Genomic DNA, 21,115 nt, shown 5'->3' with positions numbered 1-21,115 from the left:
ATGGTTTAATGGGGTCGTGCTATGCAGGAAGATGAAAATATTTCGTCTTTCCCCATATCGGTACGTATCTGTAAATCCCCTTTGTTGGAAATGTGTTTCAAAAAATTGTAAACGTTATTCGCGAAAAGAGCACTGGCATCTACCACTGCCGCATCGGAAAGGTTGGAATCCCCTACGATGGTCACATAATTGTGGACAATGGTCTTGTCATTTTCGGTCAGCTCACAATTGCCTCCCGCATCCGCTGCCAAATCTACGATAACGCTTCCCCTTTTCATTCTTTCGACCATTTCCTTGGTGATAATGATAGGTGCTTTCGCGGCTCGAACGGTAGCAGCGCAGATGACGACATCGGAATCGGCTACGGTATCGGATAGCAGCTGTTGCTGTTTAATACTACTCGTGGTTTTTTGCGCGTGACTTTGGTCTACCGGGGTAGGCTGCCTGTCTTCGGGCACCTTTAAAAATTTGGCACCCAGACTTTTTACTTCATCTTCGGTTTCGGGCCTCATGTCCATAGCGATTACCACTGCACCGAGTCTTTTTGCGGTCGCTATGGCCTGCAAGCCTGCTACACCCACGCCGATTACAAATACTTGAGCAGGTTTGATGCTACCAGCGGAGGTGATCATCATTTGTAAATACCTGGGTAACAAATCCGCAGCCCTTAAAACGGCTTTATAGCCGGCAATCGAGGACATTGAGGACAAAGCGTCCATCGATTGCGCAATGGAGGATCTTGGAATCATATCCAGGCTAAAAGCCCAAATATTCCGCTTTTCCAGTTTTTCCGCTACTCCGTTATAGATATAGGGCTTAAAATGAGAAATATAAATGCACCCTGGTCGTATGGAATGTATTTCTTCATCCGAGAAGGGGGTAAAGGATAAGAGTATGTCGGCTTTTTCAAAGAGGTCTTCCCTACTACAAATTTTGGCACCGACCGCCTCAAATTCGGCGGTCGCGGTGAATGCCTTTCTACCGGCTTTTGCTTCGACCAGTACCGAATATCCTCTTTTTATCAGTTTCTTAATGACCTTGGGTACCAAACCTACCTTGTTTCCAAATGTTTCCTTAAAAACACCTATGGTCATAGTTTCTGTTTTTTATCGCATACGACAAACAGGCGACTGATCGGCCCAGTTCAAGCGTTTACGACGAAGTTTTTGGTTTGAATGAACAAATTATGCATTTTTCTGATATTTCTGGGAGAAAAACGCCGTATTTACAAAAGAAAGCACGGAGTCCAAAATTTCGACTCCATGTTTTTGATCTGTCCTTGAAAGGTTATTGCTCTTTTACGAATGGTTTGCCTTCGGTTTCAAGATATTTGCCTGAAGACAATTGGTTCAATGTATGTTATGTAACAAAAGTAACTGTACCATTACCGAATATTTTGGAAATTGGCTTCTAGAGAATGAACTAAAGTGAAGAACTTCCCATGATTTGGTTTTAGTTAGATTGTTTTTTTTGATTGATGAAAAAGAACGCTCCCCTTTACGGGAGCGTTTCTTATGTAACAAAAGTTACACAGAACCCCCGTATTTATTGGCTTCAAATGACATAGGTCATTTTGCTTTCATTCTCGACCGCCTACTTTTATCCTGTTATAAACCCTAAAATTTTACAACGATGAAAAGGAAACTTATTATGGCAGTGTTTGTGGTTCTGGGAACCACGATGCTTACCGCCCAAGAAAGAGATCGCGACCAAATTAGAGATCAAGATCGCACCAAGCTGGTGATGGTTAACGGCGCCATGTTGGAAGTCAGGGAACAGGCCCAAAAAAGACTAAAGGACAAGCAGCAATTAGAGGATGGTACCGTCCTAAGTCCGGATGGGAAATATGTGACCAAGGATGGCCAACAAATGCAATTACAAGAAGGCGAATGTTTGGATAGCGATGGCATTAAATATCGCAATGAGTATCAATACCGCCGTAAAATCCAAGAAGGGACGCAAGGTTTGACGGAAGCTGAGATCAGGGAACGGAATCGAAATCGGGTACATTATACCTTGGTCGACGGGGAAATGTACGTAGTTCGAACCCAGGCTCAAGAGCAATTGCAGAAGCAATTGGATCTCGGTAAAGGTGTCATAGTGGATACCGACGGAAATTATGAGATTCGTAATATGAAACAACTACGGCTCCAGGAGGGTGAGTGCATCAATTTAGATGGCGAAATGTTCCGGAATACACTTCAGCATCGGAAAATGATGGTCCAAAAAAACAAGATGAAAGGTAAAAAAGGTATGAAGAAAAAACCTTTGAAAAAACCTTCTGTTCAAAAAAAGAAAAAAAGTACCCAATAAGATTTTCTTACTGGGACGTCTGGTAAAAAATCAAGCAACCGGGTGTTGCTTTTTTCACCGATGTCCCAAGTTTTTCACTTCAACTTTTCACCATGGGAACTTGGCAGCATATTTTGTTAGTGGTCTTTTCTGTACCTGGGTTTCTAATCGCCCAGAACAATACGAATTCCGTGAAGGAAAAGGCAAATGGCGAGGCGTCGTACGTCCTTGCCGACATAAGCTATATCAACGATGCGGTATTTATGGGTAGAAGGGACTCCGTTGCCGCCCCTTATGTCTTTCCTTCCATTGGTTATTACGACAAGTCTGGTTTTTATGTCGATGCCTCCGTATCCTACCTGGTGGGCTCGGAGGAGAATCGTGTAGACCTATTTTTAGGGAGTGTCGGTTATATAACAAATGGTGAAAAATTGAGCGGGGGTATTTCAGGGACGGCCTACTTCTTTAACGACGCCAGTTATAACGTGAAATCGGAAGTCGTCGCCGATCTCTCGGGCTTTTTGAGCTACGACTTAAAAGTGCTGGAAGTGTCCGCAATGGTCAGTACCTATTTCAACAACGGTGGTTCGCCCGATATTTTTACGGGATTGATGTTAGACCGCATTTTTTACAGTAGTGACAAAAGTTTTTTGATCAATCCTTCGATTACCATGTATGCCGGATCCCAATATTTTTATCAAGAATACTATAGTACCAGCCGTCTGGGGAACAGAAAGGGTCAGGGTAGGGGAACCATGGATTCGGAACCCGCCGTGGCGACCACCGTGGAAATACAGGAGGCATCGGAGTTTAACATTCTGAATGTGGAAATTAGTCTTCCCCTGCAATATTACCACAAACAGTTTATTTTCTCCTTTACACCGGTATTGGCATTACCACAGACCAGCGCCACCATTACCACGGAGGATAGCGTGATCAGTGAAGACTTGGACAGCACCTTCTATTTTTCGGCCGGCATCGGCTATTGGTTCAATACTAAAAAACAACCGTGATTTGCCGATAGTATGGAAACGCATAAGGCTGCATCCCGATCGCTGTATCGAAGCCAACGTAACATTAGTTACTGCCTACTCTTTTTCCCCGTTCTAATTTTGCCTGACATAATTATAGCAAGATGAAGTACTACCTACTACAAATCGGTTTTTTGATGGGATTATGGACCCTGCAAGCGCAGGAGCCGGTATTGATTTCCAAGGCCGAGGTAGTTGCCAAAGTGAATAGGAACAACAATACCCTCAAAATATCCGAACAAAATATACTGGCTGCCCGAGGCGATTATCGGCAGACCAATGCCGTTTTGATGCCCAATATAGGCATATCCCATACAGGGATTGCCACCACCAATCCCCTGATGGCATTTGGATCCAAATTAAACCAGTCCATTTTAACCCAGGGGGATTTTAATCCCGACTTGTTGAACAATCCTCGACAAATAGAAGATTATGCCACCCGGATCGAGGTACAGCAACCGCTCGTGAATCTGGATGGTATTTACCATCGTAAGGCGGCCAAAGCCAAGTGGACCGCTACCGAGTTGCAATCGGAACGTACCCAACAGTACCTGGACCTAGAGGTAGAAAAGGCTTACATGCAGCTGCAATTGGCCTATAAAACGGTGGAGGTTCTGGAAAAGGCACAAGAAGCAGCGCTGGAGAACAAACGCATTGCCAACAATAGCTTCAAACAGGGATATCTCCAAAAATCGGATGTACTGGCCGTAGAGGTTCGGGTTACGGAAATCGAGAATCAATTGCAGTACGCAAAAAGCAACATTCTTAACGCCAGTAATCAATTGTCCGTTTTGATGAACGAGACAAACTATGCCGTATTAAAACCAACAGATTCACTAACCATTAAGACCGAGCGGTTGTCGGCAGATTATCTTTCCGAAAACCGGGCCGATATCCTGGCCATGGCATCGGCCAGTAAGGCGTACCAACAAATGTACAAGGCCGATAAGATGCGCTTTTTACCCAGTTTAAACGCTTTCGGGACCTATGAGTTGCATGATGACCAGGTATTTCAGGGTGGGGCCGATGGTTATTTATTCGGGGCGCAATTGAAATGGAATATTCTCGAGGGTAGCAAACGTTTTGGAAAAGCCCAGAAAAGTAAGGCAGAATACGAAAAATCGAAATTGGAGTTGGAACAATACAAAGCGCAAAGTCAAGTTGAGCTGAATAGGGCAAAACGGATGCTTCAAGATGCCAAGAACAATTTGGAGCTTACGGCCCTTGCCCTTGAACAATCCAGGGAGTCGTTACGCATACGGACCAACCGTTATGGCCAAGGCTTGGAAAAAACCACCGATCTCTTAATGGCCGAAACCCAGTATTCGCAAAAACAGCTGGAATACTATAGTACGATCTACCAGCATAATTATGCACTGGCATATGTTCGGTTTTTGACAAAATAATGAAATGTATGTAGTGACTTCGAGGAGTTCCGGTAGAACTAATGACATAACCCTACAATTCAATACTTGATAAAGTAAGTAATACCAAAAATGATGAAGTATAAAAGTTACATAACGGCAACGGTTTTAGGAATGGCAATTGCGCTCTTAAGCTGCGGACGAAAAGACCAAAAAGCCGTTGCCGATACCGCCCCTCCCGTATCGGTACGGATACATACGGTTTCAGAAGAGGGTAGTGCCCCCCTGCTCGTAGTGAGTGGAAAGGTTGAAGCGGTCAAAAGCGCCGATATCGGTACCCGAATGATGGGCTATGTCGATAAAATTTACGTGCGGGTGGGAGACAGGGTCAAAAACGGACAACTGTTACTGAGTATCAACAATGCCGATGTATCGGCCAAATTGGGTCAAGTAAATGCCGGAATTACGGAAGCCCAAGCGGCCTACGAAAACGCCGAGAAAGATTATCGGCGGTTTACGGTCCTATTCGAAGACAATAGTGCTTCGCAAAAAGAATTGGATGACATAACGGCCCATTATAATATGGCCAAGGCCCGATTGGAGGCTGCCAAGGAAATGAAAAACGAGGTCAACGCCCAATTATCTTATGCCAATATCCGTGCCCCTTTTAGCGGCGTGGTAACGAATAAGTTTATCAAAGTGGGCGATATGGCGAATCCTGGAATGCCTTTGATGGAGGTGGAATCACCAGGCAAGTATCAAGTCTTGGCCATGGTGCCCGAGTCGGAAATTTTGGAAATAAAAACAGACACCGAGGTCGACGTGCTTTTAAAATCCCTGAATAGAAAGGTAGAAGGAAAAGTTACGGAGGTGAGTACCTCTGCAAAGAACACGGGCGGACAATACCTGGTGAAAGTGGAACTGGAAGAAGCCAATGCCGCTATCCTATCGGGAATGTACGCTACCGTACAATTTCCGATACAACGCAAAACGATTGCCAAAGCCATTATGATACCAAAAGATGCGCTTGTTGAAAACGGACAGTTGACGGGGGTCTACACCGTAAGCCAAAGCAATACCGCCTTATTGCGGTGGCTGCGCCTCGGTAGAACCTTTGGGGACGAAGTGGAAGTGCTTTCAGGTCTTTCGGCCGATGAGCAATACATCGTTTCTGCAGACGGGAAATTATTCAATGGGGCGAAAATTGCCATTCAATAAACAAAACTGCGTTAGGGATTGCAGCGGATACCCCGCATCACGCCATGGCGTGGAAGGAGTAGTAGCGGAAAGCCCGACCCGAGCATATGTTCCGAAGGTTTTAAAAATCGTAACGGGCAAGTGCGAAGGGAACGCCCAAATACAAAATCCAAAAAATGAAGGAAGGATTAGCCGGTAAGATCGCCAAACTGTTTTTAGACAGCAAGCTAACGGTATTGCTGATGATCGTATTCATGGTCATCGGGGTATACAGCTCATTTTTAATACCACGGGAAGAGGAGCCCCAGATCGACGTCCCCATAGCGGATATTTTTGTGGGCTACCCAGGAGCGAGTCCTACCGAGGTAGAGAGCCGAGTGGTAAAACCGTTGGAAAAGCTGATCTCGAACATCAAGGGTGTAGAGTACGTATACTCGACCTCAATGAAGGAGCAGGGGATGGTGATCGTTCAGTTTTATGTTGGGGAAGATATTGAACGTTCGTTCGTGAAGTTGTATAACGAAATCAACAAGCATATGGATATTATGCCCCAAGGCGTAACCTTTCCGCTCGTAAAGACGAGGGCCATTGATGATGTGCCGATGTTGGGATTGACGTTGTGGAGCGAAACGTATGACGATTACCGACTCAAACAACTCGCACAGGAACTGACCGATGAGATCGAAAAAGTGACCGATGTTTCCGCCACCAAAAAGATAGGGGGGCGAGACCGTCAGCTGCGTGTGGTACTGGATAAGGATAAAATGGCCGCTAGCGGGCTCGATTTTTTATCCGTTGCCGAAATGATCAAAGCGAACAATCAACAGTTGAGCGGGGGCACCTTTGATAAGAACGACACTGAATTCATGGTCACCACGGGCAAGTTCCTTGAAACGGTTTCCGATGTGGAAAATTTGGTAGTGGGTACCCAACAAAATCGTCCGATTTACTTGAAACAGATTGCCAAGGTCCAAGATGGCCCGGAAGTACCCAAGGACTATGTATTCCATGGGTTTGGGCAGGCTAGTACGAAAGCGGTCGATTTTAAATCGGAGTATCCCGCCGTGACCATTGCCATTGCGAAACGCAAAGGGGCCGATGCCATGAAGATTGCCGATGTGATCATTGACAAAGTCGAACATTTAAAAAAAACATTGATTCCCGATGACGTGCATGTGGAAATCTCCCGGAATTATGGGGAAACCGCCTCACACAAGGTCTCGGAATTATTGCTACACCTGATCGGGGCCATCATTGCGGTAACCTTCGTGGTGATGCTGGCCATGGGCTGGCGGGGCGGACTGGTCGTATTCCTATCCGTACCCATCACCTTTGCGTTGACCTTGCTGAGCTACTATATGCTTGACTACACCCTGAATCGGATTACCTTGTTCGCATTGGTATTCGTGACGGGTATCGTGGTGGATGACTCCATTATCATCGCAGAGAACATGCACCGCCATTTTAAGATGAAGCGATTGCCATTTAAGCAAGCGGCGCTATATGCCATCAACGAAGTAGGGAACCCGACTATCCTTGCGACGTTTACGGTCATTGCCTCGGTACTTCCGATGGCCTTTGTATCGGGTTTGATGGGCCCCTATATGTCGCCCATGCCCATCGGGGCTTCGATCGCGATGTTGCTGTCGCTCTTTGTGGCCTTGACCATTACACCCTATCTGGGCTATATCTTTTTACGTGAGAAAGAAAAAAAAGGCAGCGAAAAAAAGGAAAAAGCACTGGAAAATTCGCTCATTTACCGGTGGTACGACAAGTTGGAACGACCCCTGATCGAGAACAAGAAATACCGTTGGCTCTTTTTGGGGACCACGTTCGTTTTGTTACTAGGCTCGGTTGGAATGTTCTTCACCAAATCGGTAGCCGTTAAAATGCTGCCCTTTGATAACAAGAATGAATTTCAGGTAGTCATCGATATGCCCGAGGGAACGACCTTGGAACGAACCGGAGTGGTCGCCAAGGAAATTGCCCAGTACCTTCGAACGCGCCCGGAGGTAATCGATTATCAACACTACGTAGGTACTTCGGCCCCGATTACTTTTAATGGACTGGTACGACATTATGATCTTCGTGGTGGTAGCAATATGGCTGATATTCAGGTGAACCTGATCGACAAAGGCGAGCGCAGCGCCCAAAGTCATGGTATTGCAAGTCTGTTAAGACCCGATATACAACGAATCGGTGCAAAGTACGGTGCCAATATAAAAGTAGTGGAAGTGCCCCCGGGTCCACCCGTGTTGTCGACCATCGTCGGGGAAATTTACGGTCCCGATTACGATACGCAAATCGATATCGCCAATCAGGTACAACATATTCTAAAAAGAACGGACGATGTGGTCGACGTAGATTGGATGGTGGAAGCCGACCAAACCGAATATCTATTTGTCATTGATAAGGAAAAAGCAATGACCTATGGGGTGGCACCGCAACAAATCGCCCATACGATGCATATGGCCTTGTCCGAAAAGGCCATCACCACCTTGTACGATGAGGATGCCTCTAAGCAAGTAGATCTTTTATTGGCATTGGATGAAAAGGAAAAATCGACCATCAACGACATTTCCCAATTGAAAGTACAATCGAATCATGGAACTGTGGTACCCATTGGCGATTTGGTCGATATTGAGGAAACGACCAGTGCCAAGAGCATTTACCGTAAGAACCAAAAACGGGTGGTGTATGTATTGGCCGATATGGCGGGGGAACTGGAGAGTCCGGTGTACGCAATTCTAGGCATGACGGATAAGTTGAAGGAAATTGAGCTTCCAGAGGGCCATTCCATTGATGAGCTTTATATGGAGCAACCCGATTTTGAGGATGACTATACCGTAAAATGGGATGGCGAATGGCAGATTACATTGGAAGTGTTCCGTGATTTGGGAATCGCTTTTTTAGGTGTCATCGTTATCATTTATATTTTGATCGTGGGTTGGTTCCAGAACTTTAAGGCCCCTGTGGTGATGATGGTGGCGATTCCGCTTTCGTTGGTGGGTATCGTACTGGGGCATTGGTTATTGGGGGCATTCTTTACCGCAACTTCCTTTATTGGTATGATTGCCTTGGCGGGTATCATGGTGCGGAACTCGGTCTTGTTGATCGACTTTGTCAATATAAGACTTGCCGACGGTATCCCGATAAAGCAAGCGGTCATTGAAGCGGGCGCTGTTAGAACCACTCCCATCTTGTTGACGGCGGGTACGGTCGTTATCGGGGCCTTTGTCATTCTCTTTGATCCCATTTTCCAAGGTTTGGCCATTTCATTGATGGGGGGTACCATTGTATCTACCGTATTGACCTTGTTGGTAGTGCCCCTGGTGTACTATATGATTGAACGAAAGAAGTATCCGACCGAGGGAGAACCGGAGAGTGATGTTGAAAAAGACTAAAAAAAACGAAAAATGAAACTACTGATCGTAACGGTTGTTGAGGAATTCGAAAAGGATATCCTGAGGCTATTTAAAGAAGCCAATATCGAAAGTTTTAGCAGCTCGGATATTGACGGGTACAAAAACCCCACCTCGATGGTGCGCACGGCGAGCTGGTTCCCTAGTGAAAGCGGTGGGGTAGAGTCGAGCTTGTTCTTTTCGTTCACAGAGAATGAAAAGATCGAAGCACTGTTTCGATTGATCGAGGAATTCAATGAAGCTTTAGAGACCAACAATCCCATAAAGGCGATAGTGGTTCCCATTGAAAAATTTATCTAAACGAGAATTACAAAACGGGCAACAAGGGGAAGTTGATACCGACCGAAATCGTCGATAACGAATGCGCTATGACCTTGAATAAACGATAAAATTCAAACAGATGAAAAAAAATAGAATTGTAAGGGCGGTTGCTGGCACTTTTATACTGATAAGTTTGCTATTGGCGATTTATGTCAACATTCATTGGCTCTGGTTTACCGCGTTCGTCGGTCTGAACCTCTTGCAATCTGCCTTTACCAAATGGTGTTTGATGGAAGATATTTTGAAGAAATTCGGAGTGACGGATTGAAGAGGAAGAGTGCGACCAAAATTTAAAAACGTACTTTTAGGATACGAAGTGATTTAGACTTATTATTTTACCTGCATGTTTTATTTTGCACTCTAATTTTGTCGTTTTTGAGCACAGTAGCTAAGACTGTGGCACTAAAAAATCACTTCATAAAATAATCCGTCATGACCATTCACCATTTTGGCGAAGGAAATTCGCTCTTAAACCAGTTTATTGCCGAGATCCGGGACGAGCAGGTTCAGAAAGACCCCATGCGATTCAGGCGAAATATAGAGCGTATCGGGGAAGTACTGAGTTATGAACTGAGCAAGAATCTGAAGTATTCGGTAAAAACGGTACAGACACCCTTCGGAACCAAGGATATGTCCCTACCTGAGAATCAAATGGTGCTGTGTTCCGTACTACGTGCCGGATTACCGCTACACCAGGGCATGCTCAATTATTTTGACCGGGCCGAAAACGCCTTCATTTCTGCCTATCGCCATCATACCGATGGGGGTGACGCCTTTGAAGTCATTGTGAAGTATTTTGCCGCTCCCGCCTTGGGAGGCAAGACCCTAGTGCTTACCGACCCCATGTTGGCCACGGGGCGTACCCTGGAAAATGTATTGAAGGCTTTGAAAACCCATGGGGAGCCCAAACAAATACATATCATTTCAGTGATTGGCTCAAAAGACGGCATCGCTTATGTCAATAAGGTTTTTCCCGAAAACACACACTTATGGATTGCAGCCATTGATGAACAACTTACTTCCAAAGGCTATATTATCCCTGGCTTGGGCGACGCGGGTGATTTGGCCTTTGGCCCTAAGTTATAGACAAAGCTGTCATGGCGGTGTCATTTTGCCGAGACCTCGCTGTTTTGATTTCTTCTCTCTTTTTTTGTGTGAAAAAGAGGCCATACTGACCTAGATCATTTCCCATCCGACTTTAGGGTGCTACTTTCGACGTAGAAAAAATGTTTAACCTAAAAATGCAATATTATGTCACTAGTAAAATTTAAAAGGAGACCCTTTGGAAACCTGATCACCCAAGATTTTTTTGACATGGACGATTTTTTTGACAATAGAAAATGGGTCAGGGACATGCTGCCCGATCGTTTTTGGACAGGAAAAACAGGGGAACCCGCACTGAACATCAAAGAAACAGATGATCATTTTGAGATTGAATTGGCAGCCCCTGGATTTGCCAAGAAAGACTTTGAAGTGACTATTGAAGATGGTTGCTTGAACATTTCCGCCGAAAAGAAAATGGAGAAAGAGGAAAAAGAGGAGAATTATACCCGTAGGGAGTTCAGCTATAACTCCTTCGAAAGATCCCTGCAATTACCTGAAAGTGTAAAACAGGAAGAAATTAAGGCTGCATACAAAGATGGTATCCTTAGCTTTAATCTTCTTAAAAAAGAAGAGGCTAAAAAGATACCACCTAAAAAAGTGGAGATTTCATAGCAATGTGAGATAGCTTACTTTTCTTTTGAAACGCCCTTGTACCAAAACCTGAATTTTGTCCATGTATTCAGGTTGGGTGCAGGGGCTTCGTTTTCCTGTCAAGCATTTTTTAAAATATTTCCAAATGGTTCAAAATCCGTTTGCTGTTTCGGTAGAGGATGTAATCACCCATCTGATGGGAGATCGGGTTAGGGGGCTCGAAGAAGAAGAGGCCCTCGGGCGTCTTTCAGCGCATGGCCCCAACCAAATACCAGAAAGCGGTCCAAAGAAACGATGGCGCATACTGGCGGATCATTTAGCCGACCCTATCATCTATATTTTGGTCGTAGCGGCCGTTTTGGCATTCCTATTCAATGATTTTCTTGAGGGTATGGCCATCCTTATCGTTATTTTGATTTCGGTCGCCATTGGCTTTTTCATGGAACTGCAGACGGTGCGTTCCTTGGAGGAACTCCGGAAAATGGGTCAAGCGATGACTTATGTGCTCCGGTCGGGTCAAAAAGTGCATATCAAGGCTTCGGAAGTCGTTCCCGGAGATCTTTTACTGGTAGAACGTGGGGATGTGGTAGCGGCGGATGCACGTTTGATCGAGGTCGAAAATCTTTCCGTGAAAGAATCGGCCCTTACAGGTGAAAGTGCCCAAGTCTCCAAAACAACGAATATATTACATGCCGATATCCCCTTAACGGATAGATCCAATATGCTTTTTCGCGGTACTACGGTCACTACGGGGTCGGGGAAGGCTATCGTGACGGCTACTGGAAGACATACCCAATTAGGTCATATACAGCAGATGGGTGTCGATGCATTGAAGGAACGAACCCCTTTGGAGAAAAAACTGAAGGAGTTGAGCAAGTGGTTGATATGGTTAACGTTGTTTTTCGCGTTGATCATTATAATCATGGGCTACATACGCGGGGAAGAGTTGCTGCTGATGATCGAGACGGCGGTGGCATTGGCAGTCGCGGCGATACCCGAAGGACTCCCGATCGTCGCTACGATCGCCCTGGCACAGGGCATGATGCGACTCTCAAAAAAACAGGTAATCATTAAAAAACTGGAAGCCGTTCAGACCTTGGGCGCTACGGATATTATCTGTACCGACAAAACGGGAACCTTGACCGAAGACCAAATGAAAGTTCATTCCCTGGAATTTGGGGAGCAATCATTGGCCGATATCTATCATCGGAAAAATGATTTTTTAACTTCCATAAAGCAACATCCTGTTTTTCACAAAATGATGATGACCGCTATTCTTTGTAATAATATCGATGTCGAATCGATTGAAAAACAGGGTGATTCGATTGAACGGGCCCTAATTGATTTTGCAACGCATATGGGATATGACCCCATTACCGTTAGGGAAAAAAATCCAGAAAAATTAGAGCTGCCCTTTAGCGAAGAGCGGAAGCTGATGGCCACCGCACATCGGCATCAAGACCACTTTCATGTATATGCAAAAGGGGCTTTTGAGAACCTAACCGCCCATTGCGACCGTATTATGTGTGCCGATGGAACGAAGCCTTTCGTGAATAGGCAAATTTGGGGTAAAAAGGTCGATATTTTGGCGGAACAGGGGTTGCGCACCTTGGCTTTTGCATATAAGGAAGTAAAACAGGAGCCCGTAAAGCAGACCCTTTTGGAACAACTTGTTTTTTTGGGGATTATGGGTTTCTTGGATCCAGCTAGGGAAGATGTAAAGGCAACCATCGACACCTACAAAAGGGCAGGGATCAAGGTGGTCATGGTTACCGGTGATCACCCTGGAACTTCGGAAAAAATTGCCAGGGATATCGGTTTATTGGAAAGGGAAGATGACGGTACGCGGCAAGCCGTATATCGGGGCAAGGACCTCGTTACCTATATGAATGCATCCGAGGTACATAACGAACAACTACGAAATGCTTCGATTTTTGCTCGGGTCACTCCTGAACAGAAACTGGATTTGGTACGTTTTTACCAAAAAAATAACCATATCGTGGGCATGATCGGTGATGGTATCAACGATGTGCCCGCCTTGAAGAAGGCAGACATCGGAATCGCCATGGGGGTACGGGGTACGGAAGCGGCTCGTGAAGTGGCTGATGTTATCCTTAAGAACGATCGGTTTACGGCCATAGAACTGGCGATTCGTCAAGGGAGGGTGGTATTTCAGAACATCCGTCAATTTGTGGTCTATCTATTGTCCTGTAATCTGGCGGAAATTCTTTCTGTCGGTACTGCGGCCCTTTTAAATCTTCCGTCCCCATTGCTGCCCTTACAAATCCTATTTTTGAACTTGGTAACCGATGTCTTTCCGGCCTTGGCACTTGGACTTGGAAAAGGAGAGGAAGATGTTATGGAGCAACCCCCCAAGAACCCGAAAGATCCGATTATTACATCAAGTGATTGGGTGGCCATACTAGTTTACGGTCTCTGTATCGGTATAGCCGTGTTGGGTGTGGTGGTCTATGCGGATTCGGTTTTGAACCTACCATCGAAAACCATCAATAACATGGCCTTTTATACCTTGGTATTGGCACAATTGGTCAATGTTTTTAATATGCCCAAGCGAAGCGAATCCTTTTTCAAAAATGAGGTAACGGCCAATCATTGGATATGGGGAGCGATTCTTTTGTCGTTGGCGATTACCTTTGGGGCCTATTTGGTTCCTGTCGTCGCCACCTACCTTTCTCTGGGCCCGCTCTCCCTTGCACAGATGGGTACGGTAATCATGTTTGCATCCGGGTCTTTGGTATTGGCACAACTGGTAAAACGTTTAATACGCTTAAGGGTATCTTGAATAGGTGATGACTACCGCGCTACCGAATCGATTTTCATGGGTAGTTTCAAGGAAATATCAATGGTCGGCCATAATTTTGAGATTCCGTCAGGGCCCATATGAAGTTCATAACATTCCCGATTCAGTGAGTTGATGGCCTCTTCCCCTTCCCAATCGGACAAATCGATGCCCGTGGTTAGTATCAGCGTATCTTTTTTTCGGGAATAACGATAATCTACTGTGTTGGAAAGAGCGTTGATTTCCAAAGACATTTTACCTGTTTCTTCCCCTGCTTCCAAAATGGTACCTTTAATGGTATCGGAATGGAGTACTTGAAAGAAGTACCTTCTTAATTTGTCGTCCCGAATGCCATTACCGGTATCGACCGAGAGGGTGTTGATAACGATGGAATCCCCTGGTGAAAGGACATTTGTAGTTTCCGATGTACCTTTTGTAAATAGCACAAAGTCGCTAAAGGTTCCGTTTACCGCCGCTCTGTTTGTAAACTTATAGGCGGTCCATTGTAATACCGTTTCGGAGGTGTCGATTGAATAGGGTTGCCCAGACTTGGCTGTTGCAGGCCCCGTTGCGGTAGATTGGTCCTTTGTCCCACTCTGCTTACAAGAAAGAACCATTAGAACCATCAACCAAATCAACACTCGATTGTTTCCTTTCTTCATTGGTAAGGCAATTAATACCCCAAAAGTAGCTGCTACCTTGAAGCCAATGAATGACCTAGGTCAGTGCCTTGATCCAAAACGAAATCAACCTTGGGAAGAAGTAGGAAGCTGTAGGGTGTGTTCGGCTCGTAAGGCCTCTTTGGCGGCATCATATCCCAATTGAAATATCACATCGATATTTTTTAGGGCAAACATCCCGAAACTGCTCATATTCTTGGGACGTACCAAAAGATTGCAATCATCGAATTTGGAGAACGATTCGCTGGCGACTTTGATGTGGTAGGCGCGCTCCATAACACTATACGCGTGTTTTAAATCCTTGATCTGTACCTTTTCGAACGGATTTACATATACCCCGACAATTTGGGCACAGTACGTTTTGATCAAATCCACGGGAAAATTGTTGAGCATGCCACCGTCCGCGTAGTAACCATTATTGATTTGTACCGGTGCAAATATTCCGGGAACCGCCGCGGATGCGAGTAGCGGGCTTATTAATTCGCCTCGATGAAACACCTGCAAGCTACCATCCAGTAGGTTGGTGGCGGTTATGAACAACGGTTTTTTCAATGCTTCAAAGCTGTCGTCGGGCAAGTAATTCTTCAGTTCGGAATAAAACTTGGTAGTATCGACAAATCCCGGTTTTTTCCGGGCATATTTATCGATGGTAAATATCTCGAGTGTTTTAAAAAAATCCAATATTTCTTCCCAGGTACATCCACCGGCATATAATCCACCAACAATGGCACCCGCGCTGGTACCTGCGATATAGGACGGATGTATTCCCTCTTCCTCCAATGCCTTGATCGCTCCTATATGGGCTATACCGCGAGCACCACCCCCTGAAAGTACCAAACCAGTCTTCATGCTCTTTTTTTTCGGTTTCCATGGTAAAAATACCTGCTGACAAGTGGGGATACTATGACCCTTGTCATATAGGGCAGCGTGGTCGTTGAATGATGACCAAAATCATTTTTAAGCCCGAGAAGCAATGATACATTTGATAAAAGAACGGAAATGGAAATGTTCATTTCGAATTTGTTTGAAGATATGCCTTGGTTGGCTTATCTATTGGTACCCGGGGCCAGCATTCTTTTGGGACTAGCGGTACGGTGGATTCTTTTTGCCATTTTTAAACTCTACAATAGCAAAAAACCCTCCGTTTTAAAAGAGGAGCTTTTAACGCATTTGAAAGCCCCCACCTTTTGGTTCCTTCCGCTGCTGTTCACATATTTGACGCTTCCTTATATAGGACTGGACTCTTTTTGGCACAAACTCTTGGAGATGTTGATCATTGTGAATTTGGCATGGTTGTTCATCACTGCCTTAGGCGCGTTGGAGGAAGCGGTAAAACATACATTCAACGTTGATGGCGTTCATCAGGCAAAGGAGCGGAAGGTACTCACACAACTGCGGTTTATGAAGAGTATTGCCCAAGTCGTCATCGCTACCATAGCCTTGGCCTCCATTTTATGGAATATACCCACTGCGAAACAGTTAGGGGAGACCATTCTGACTTCGGCGGGGGTTTTGGGCATTATCGTTGGGGTAGCTGCCCAAAAATCGATTGCCAATCTGATTACCGGATTTCAAATCGCTTTTACCCAAACGCTTAAAATCGATGATGAAGTCGTTATCGAGGGAGAGTTTGGAACGGTTGAAGACATCACGTTGACCTACGTGGTCGTGCGAACATGGGACTGGCGTCGGCTGGTATTACCACTTAACTACTTTAACGACAAATCGTTTGTGAACTGGAGCTTTGCTTCCCGCAGGCTTATCGGGAGTGTATATCTCTATGTGGATTATACGTTTCCGGTAGCCGAGTTGCGGGAGAAATTCCTCAAACTGCTTAAGAATCATCGCTTATGGGACAAAAAGGAGGCAGACTTACTGGTGACCGATAGCGATAGCCGTGCGATGCAGTTAAGGGCCACTTTTAGCGCAAAAAATGCGACCGACGTTTGGAACCTACGTTGCGATATAAGGGAACAACTGATTTCGTTCATACGGGAAAATCATCCAAATGCACTCCCTAAAATTCGGATGGTTGATTTACAGGCTGTATAACGGCTTGGGAAATGTACTAAGTAATAAGTTCTTATGATAGACGAACTGGATAATACGAAGCTTTTTCAGAGCATTTTTGAATCCTCGGTAGAAGGAATTCTCGTTGTCGATGATGATGGGTCACTTCTTACAATAAACCCGGCCGGGGAACATATGTTCGGCTATGACAACGGAGAACTTACAGCATGCAGGGTAGAACAACTGATTCAGGAAAACCTGCGAAAAAAGCACATCGGACATCGGAGAAAATACATCAAAAACCCGATGGCCAGGCCCATGGGCAAGAACCGGAACCTATGGGGTTTAAAAAAGGATGGCTCCCAATTTCCGGTAGAAATCAGTCTTAGTCCAGCGGTGGTCAACGACCATTCGGTGACGATTGCTTTTGTAAAGGACGCTACGCAACAGTATCTGGTGGAACAGGAGTTAAGGGCCAATGAGGCAAAGAGCAATGCGCTCTTGGAAGCCATTCCGGATATGATGTTCATTCATAATTTCCGAGGGGATTTCCTCGACTGTTACATGCCCAACCGGGGAGATTCTCAAGTAAGTGAAGAAGACTTGGTTGGTAAAAACATCAAGGAGGTGGTTCCACCGGAAATGGCCAGGGAGATACTCAAAACACATCGAAAAGCGATCAAGGAAAAGGAGGTACAAATTCGGGAATACACCATGCAAGGTGAAAAGGGAAAGATAGTCTATGAAGCCCGTACGGTGCGATTAAACAATCACCGTCTCCTCACCCTTGTTAGGGATATCACCCAAAATAAGGCAATACAAGACGTATTACACATTCGGAATAGGGCTTTGGATGCCGCGGGGAACGGTATTTTGATTGCGGATGCGCAACAACCCGATCTTCCGATTATCTATAGCAATCCTGCCTTTACCCATATGACGGGGTATAGAAGTAGTGAAGCCTTGGGAAGAAACTGTCGCTTTTTGCAGAAAGACGATCGAGATCAGCCCGGGATTGAAAATATTCGCAAAGCCATCAAGACGGGTACGCTTTGTAAAGAGACCCTACGCAATTATCGTAAAGACGGCACACTCTTTTGGAACGAGCTTACGCTTACCCCCGTTTATGATAAAGAACAGCGATTAACCCATTTCATCGGGGTACAGCACGACGTAACGGACAAAAAAAAGGCGATTCAGCTTAAGGATGATATCCGAAAGATTTTAGAGATGATTGCGCAGGACCACCCGTTGGATGCGATAGGTAATTGCTTGGTGGAAGCACTCGAAAAACACGTAAAAGGCTGTAGGGCCGCCATTCAACTAGTGGATGATAAAGGTATCCTACGCAATTTGGCAGCGCCCCACCTCCCGGAACCGTTCGTCAAAGCCATGGAAGGATTGGCCGTGGGACCGGAAGCGGGTTGTTGTGGGGCTGCGGCGCATACGAAACAGGAGATTTTTACGCCCGATATTGCTACCCACCCGCTTTGGAAAAACAATAAGGAGGTCGCCTTACACAATGGATTTGTCTCTTGTTGGGCGTTCCCCATTTTATCGGTGAAAGACGAGGTGCTGGGTACTTTCGCCGTTTATTGCAAGACACCGGAGACATCATTGGAAGCGTACAAAGAGATCATGGCCGATCTTACCCAACTCAGTGCCCTGGCAATCGAACATCATGATATTAGAACCGAGTTGTTTACGAGTAGGAAACAATTGGAGGCCTACGCCCAAACCTTGGAACAGCGGGTAAAAGAACGTACCGTAGAACTTAAGGACACGGTACAGCAACTGGTGGAAATCAATTTAAGCCTGGAAGATCAGATACAGGAAACCAGGTCCGCTGAAAGCAGGGCGCGAAGAAGCCAAGCACTATTTTCGGCCATTGCCCAAAACTTTCCCAAAGGTGTCATCGTAGTGTTCAATCAAGATTTCGAATTGGTATATGTCGAGGGACAGGAACTGAAACGGTTTAACCTTAGAAAAGGCGATTTCGAGGGATTACGTATTGATGATCTTCCGATTTTTTCAAAAGAACAGATCGGGAAAATCCGTGAAGATGTCAATAAAACCCTGAACGGAAGTCATCTTACTTTCGAGCTGGAGTACATGGGAAATAGCTATACGGCGAATTCCACTCCCTTGTGGTCGGATGATCCCGACGTTGTTTGGGCCTTGTTTGTTTACAGCAATATTACCGATCAGAAAAAAGTACAACAAGAATTGTCGAATGCCCTGAAAATAGAACAGGAACTCAATGAATTAAAGTCGCGCTTTATCTCCATGGCTTCCCACGAATTTCGCACGCCTCTGAGTGCCATCCTATCCTCTGCGATTCTTATCGGAAAACAAAACGAACCGGGTCAGGAAGAGAAAAGAAAAAAACACGTGATGCGCATTCGGGCGAATGTGCGGAATCTGGTGGTAATCCTGAACGATTTCCTATCCTTGAGCAAATTGGAAGAAGGCAAGGTACAAATGCATGCGCAACAATTTGAACTGATCGATTTTGTCAAGTCATTGATAGATGAGATGGAAGTAAACCTGAAGGAAGGACAGGAACTTATTTTAGAACAGGACAATACGGAAGTTTTGGTGTATCTAGACCCAAAACTGCTCAGCCATGTCCTAAACAATCTTTTCTCGAACGCTATCAAGTATTCCGAGGAGCATACGAAGATTAAATGTCGTATCGCCACAGAGGGAAAAAAGCTTTTGATCAAGATTAAGGACCAGGGCATCGGCATTCCTAAAAAGGAACAAAAGAGCCTGTTCCAACGATTTTTCCGTGCCGGGAACGTCACCAATATTCAAGGTACCGGCCTTGGACTGCATATCGTTAAACAATACACCGAACTTATGGGTGGCGCTGTGCGATTTAAAAGTAAAGAAGGTAAGGGAAGCACCTTTATCGTAGAATTACCCTTAAACCTGAAAAGAAAATGAAAAAAGTACTACTCATTGAGGATAACCAAGACGTACGTGAAAACACGGCGGAGATTTTGCAACTCGCAAACTACCAAGTGGCCACAGCCGAAAATGGCCTAAAAGGAGTGGAAAAAGCCAAACAATTTATACCTGACATCGTGGTATGCGATATCATGATGCCTGAAATGGATGGATACGAGGTACTCGAGCAACTAGGGAAAAATAGTGCTACAGCCAGTGTTCCTTTCATTTTCCTAACTGCAAAGACAGCGAGGGCCGACATGCGTCTCGGGATGAATATGGGTGCGGATGATTACCTGACGAAACCCTTTGAAGAAAGGGAACTTTTGGAAGCGATCGACTGCCGCCTTCAAAAGAACAATTTCCTCAAGAAAGAAATCGCCAAAAATATTAAAGGCCTTAATACTTTTCTGGAAGAAGCATCCCAGTACATGGATTTGGAGGAGCTTTCGAAAGAATATCGTCCAAAGGAGCTCGAAAAAGGGGAATTTCTTTATTGGGAGGGAGACGGCGCACATTCCCTCTATTTCATAGAGAGTGGAACCATCAAAACCTATAAAGGGACCGAGTCGGGGAAAGAATTCGTGACCGGCATTTATAAAGCCGGTGATTTTGTGGGGCAGTTATCCCTTCTGAATAAATCAGGAACCTATATCGAAACGGCAACGGTCATGGAGGACGCCGAGGTATGCGCCATACCAAAGGATGATTTCACCAAGTTGTTGTACGGCAATCACCTGGTCTCCCAAAAGTTCATAGGAATGGTATCCAATAACCTGATCGATGTTCAGGAGCATTTGGTGGATATGGCTTATGCATCCGTACGACAACGTGCCGCCAAGGCCTTATTGGAGTTGTACCAAAAAGGAATTATCATGGATAAGGTGAACGGAGGTGTGGGGATTCCCCGGGAAGATTTTGCGGGAATGATAGGTACAGCGACCGAGACCGCGATACGAACCTTATCCGATTTCAAGGAGGAAGGTCTTATTACCACCGATCAAGGTAGGAGGATTGTTTTGTTGAACAAGGAAGAACTAAAACGTGTGGCGGATTTTAGGTAGTTTTTTAGGTTGTCTGTTCGGCAATTGTTTCACGTCTTTGTTCCAAAAGGCGCTCATCCCTGCGATCCTTATACCGTTTTAACACCTTTTTCAGTACAAAGGTAAGCGCCAATTTTTTAAGCGTGTCGTTTAGGCCTAATCCGCTCCTGAGCTGCGAGGGCAAGAGATTTGTCCTGGCACTGTTCAGATTGAGTTTTAGATTTTCCTTATCGATTTCCCGTTGGAGTTCCAAAACTCGTAAACGGGTGTCGACCTCTTCAAAAGAACTATATCGCTTCATGATGGTG

At 45.3% G+C, this 21,115-nt stretch carries 17 protein-coding genes; 13 read left to right on the top strand and 4 right to left on the bottom strand.

The features are described 5' to 3' along the window. Nucleotides 1-5: 5 nt before the first annotated feature. The gene (locus FK220_RS09845; protein ID WP_152574134.1) at nt 6-1,094 is read right to left on the bottom strand and encodes an NAD(P) transhydrogenase subunit alpha; all 1,089 of its coding nucleotides are present in this window, start codon (nt 1,092-1,094) and stop codon (nt 6-8) included. Between the two features lie 538 nt (nt 1,095-1,632). On the opposite strand from FK220_RS09845, the gene FK220_RS09840 reads away from it, so the two are divergent. The 10 genes from FK220_RS09840 (at nt 1,633) to FK220_RS20045 (ending at nt 14,125) form a co-directional block, all read left to right on the top strand. Beyond that, a complete protein-coding gene (locus tag FK220_RS09840; RefSeq protein WP_152574133.1) occupies nt 1,633-2,313 on the top strand; it encodes a DUF6799 domain-containing protein in 681 nt (226 codons plus the stop codon). A gap of 92 nt (nt 2,314-2,405) precedes the next feature. Continuing rightward, nucleotides 2,406-3,305 (top strand): hypothetical protein, encoded by a 900-nt coding sequence (locus tag FK220_RS09835; RefSeq protein ID WP_238718970.1) that lies wholly within the window; start codon nt 2,406-2,408, stop codon nt 3,303-3,305. A gap of 122 nt (nt 3,306-3,427) precedes the next feature. After that, nucleotides 3,428-4,729, top strand: a complete 1,302-nt coding sequence (locus FK220_RS09830; protein WP_152574132.1) for a TolC family protein — start codon at nt 3,428-3,430, stop codon at nt 4,727-4,729. 93 nt (nt 4,730-4,822) lie between these two features. After that, on the top strand, nt 4,823-5,905 hold the full coding sequence (locus tag FK220_RS09825) for an efflux RND transporter periplasmic adaptor subunit (protein WP_152574308.1): 1,083 nt from the start codon (nt 4,823-4,825) through the stop codon (nt 5,903-5,905). Between the two features lie 155 nt (nt 5,906-6,060). Beyond that, a complete protein-coding gene (locus FK220_RS09820) occupies nt 6,061-9,288 on the top strand; it encodes an efflux RND transporter permease subunit (RefSeq protein WP_152574131.1) in 3,228 nt (1,075 codons plus the stop codon). 12 nt (nt 9,289-9,300) lie between these two features. Next, entirely contained in the window at nt 9,301-9,606 is a 306-nt protein-coding gene (locus tag FK220_RS09815; protein WP_152574130.1) for a hypothetical protein, read from the top strand. Nucleotides 9,607-9,706: 100 nt separating this feature from the next. Beyond that, a complete protein-coding gene (locus FK220_RS09810; RefSeq protein ID WP_152574129.1) occupies nt 9,707-9,895 on the top strand; it encodes a YgaP family membrane protein in 189 nt (62 codons plus the stop codon). A 164-nt stretch (nt 9,896-10,059) separates the two neighbouring features. Further along, nucleotides 10,060-10,713: a uracil phosphoribosyltransferase gene (upp, locus tag FK220_RS09805; RefSeq protein ID WP_152574128.1), complete on the top strand. Its 654-nt coding sequence runs from the start codon at nt 10,060-10,062 to the stop codon at nt 10,711-10,713. Nucleotides 10,714-10,878: 165 nt separating this feature from the next. Beyond that, complete coding sequence (locus tag FK220_RS09800; RefSeq protein ID WP_152574127.1) at nt 10,879-11,343, top strand: Hsp20/alpha crystallin family protein; 465 nt, start codon at nt 10,879-10,881, stop codon at nt 11,341-11,343. Nucleotides 11,344-11,467: 124 nt separating this feature from the next. After that, complete coding sequence (locus FK220_RS20045) at nt 11,468-14,125, top strand: cation-translocating P-type ATPase (protein WP_152574126.1); 2,658 nt, start codon at nt 11,468-11,470, stop codon at nt 14,123-14,125. An 11-nt stretch (nt 14,126-14,136) separates the two neighbouring features. On the opposite strand, the gene FK220_RS09790 is transcribed toward FK220_RS20045, so the two are convergent. Then, complete coding sequence (locus tag FK220_RS09790) at nt 14,137-14,784, bottom strand: YceI family protein (protein ID WP_152574125.1); 648 nt, start codon at nt 14,782-14,784, stop codon at nt 14,137-14,139. 84 nt (nt 14,785-14,868) lie between these two features. Next, nucleotides 14,869-15,651 (bottom strand): patatin-like phospholipase family protein, encoded by a 783-nt coding sequence (locus tag FK220_RS09785; protein WP_152574124.1) that lies wholly within the window; start codon nt 15,649-15,651, stop codon nt 14,869-14,871. 150 nt (nt 15,652-15,801) lie between these two features. Between FK220_RS09785 and FK220_RS09780 the strand changes: the two genes are divergently transcribed. Genes FK220_RS09780 through FK220_RS09770 form a run of 3 tightly spaced genes read left to right on the top strand, consistent with a single transcriptional unit; the run spans nt 15,802 to nt 20,828 of the window. Continuing rightward, nucleotides 15,802-16,854 (top strand): mechanosensitive ion channel family protein, encoded by a 1,053-nt coding sequence (locus FK220_RS09780; protein ID WP_152574123.1) that lies wholly within the window; start codon nt 15,802-15,804, stop codon nt 16,852-16,854. A gap of 33 nt (nt 16,855-16,887) precedes the next feature. Next, nucleotides 16,888-19,761 carry a PAS domain S-box protein gene (locus FK220_RS09775; RefSeq protein ID WP_152574122.1) on the top strand — a complete coding sequence of 958 codons (2,874 nt, stop codon included), beginning with the start codon at nt 16,888-16,890 and terminating at the stop codon, nt 19,759-19,761. After that, nucleotides 19,758-20,828, top strand: coding sequence for a response regulator (locus FK220_RS09770; RefSeq protein ID WP_152574121.1), 1,071 nt, complete (start codon nt 19,758-19,760; stop codon nt 20,826-20,828). Before FK220_RS09775 ends, FK220_RS09770 begins: the two co-directional genes overlap by 4 nt. Before the next feature lie 4 nt (nt 20,829-20,832). Here the strand turns inward: FK220_RS09770 and FK220_RS09765 are convergent, their stop codons facing one another. Continuing rightward, nucleotides 20,833-21,108, bottom strand: a complete 276-nt coding sequence (locus tag FK220_RS09765; RefSeq protein WP_152574120.1) for a DUF6327 family protein — start codon at nt 21,106-21,108, stop codon at nt 20,833-20,835. Nucleotides 21,109-21,115: the final 7 nt, after the last annotated feature.

This window comes from Pelagihabitans pacificus, assembly GCF_009371985.2.
Lineage (GTDB): Bacteria > Bacteroidota > Bacteroidia > Flavobacteriales > Flavobacteriaceae > Pelagihabitans > Pelagihabitans pacificus.
The sequence above is the reverse complement of the archived record's forward strand: the minus strand, read 5'-3'. Positions and strand labels throughout refer to the sequence as shown.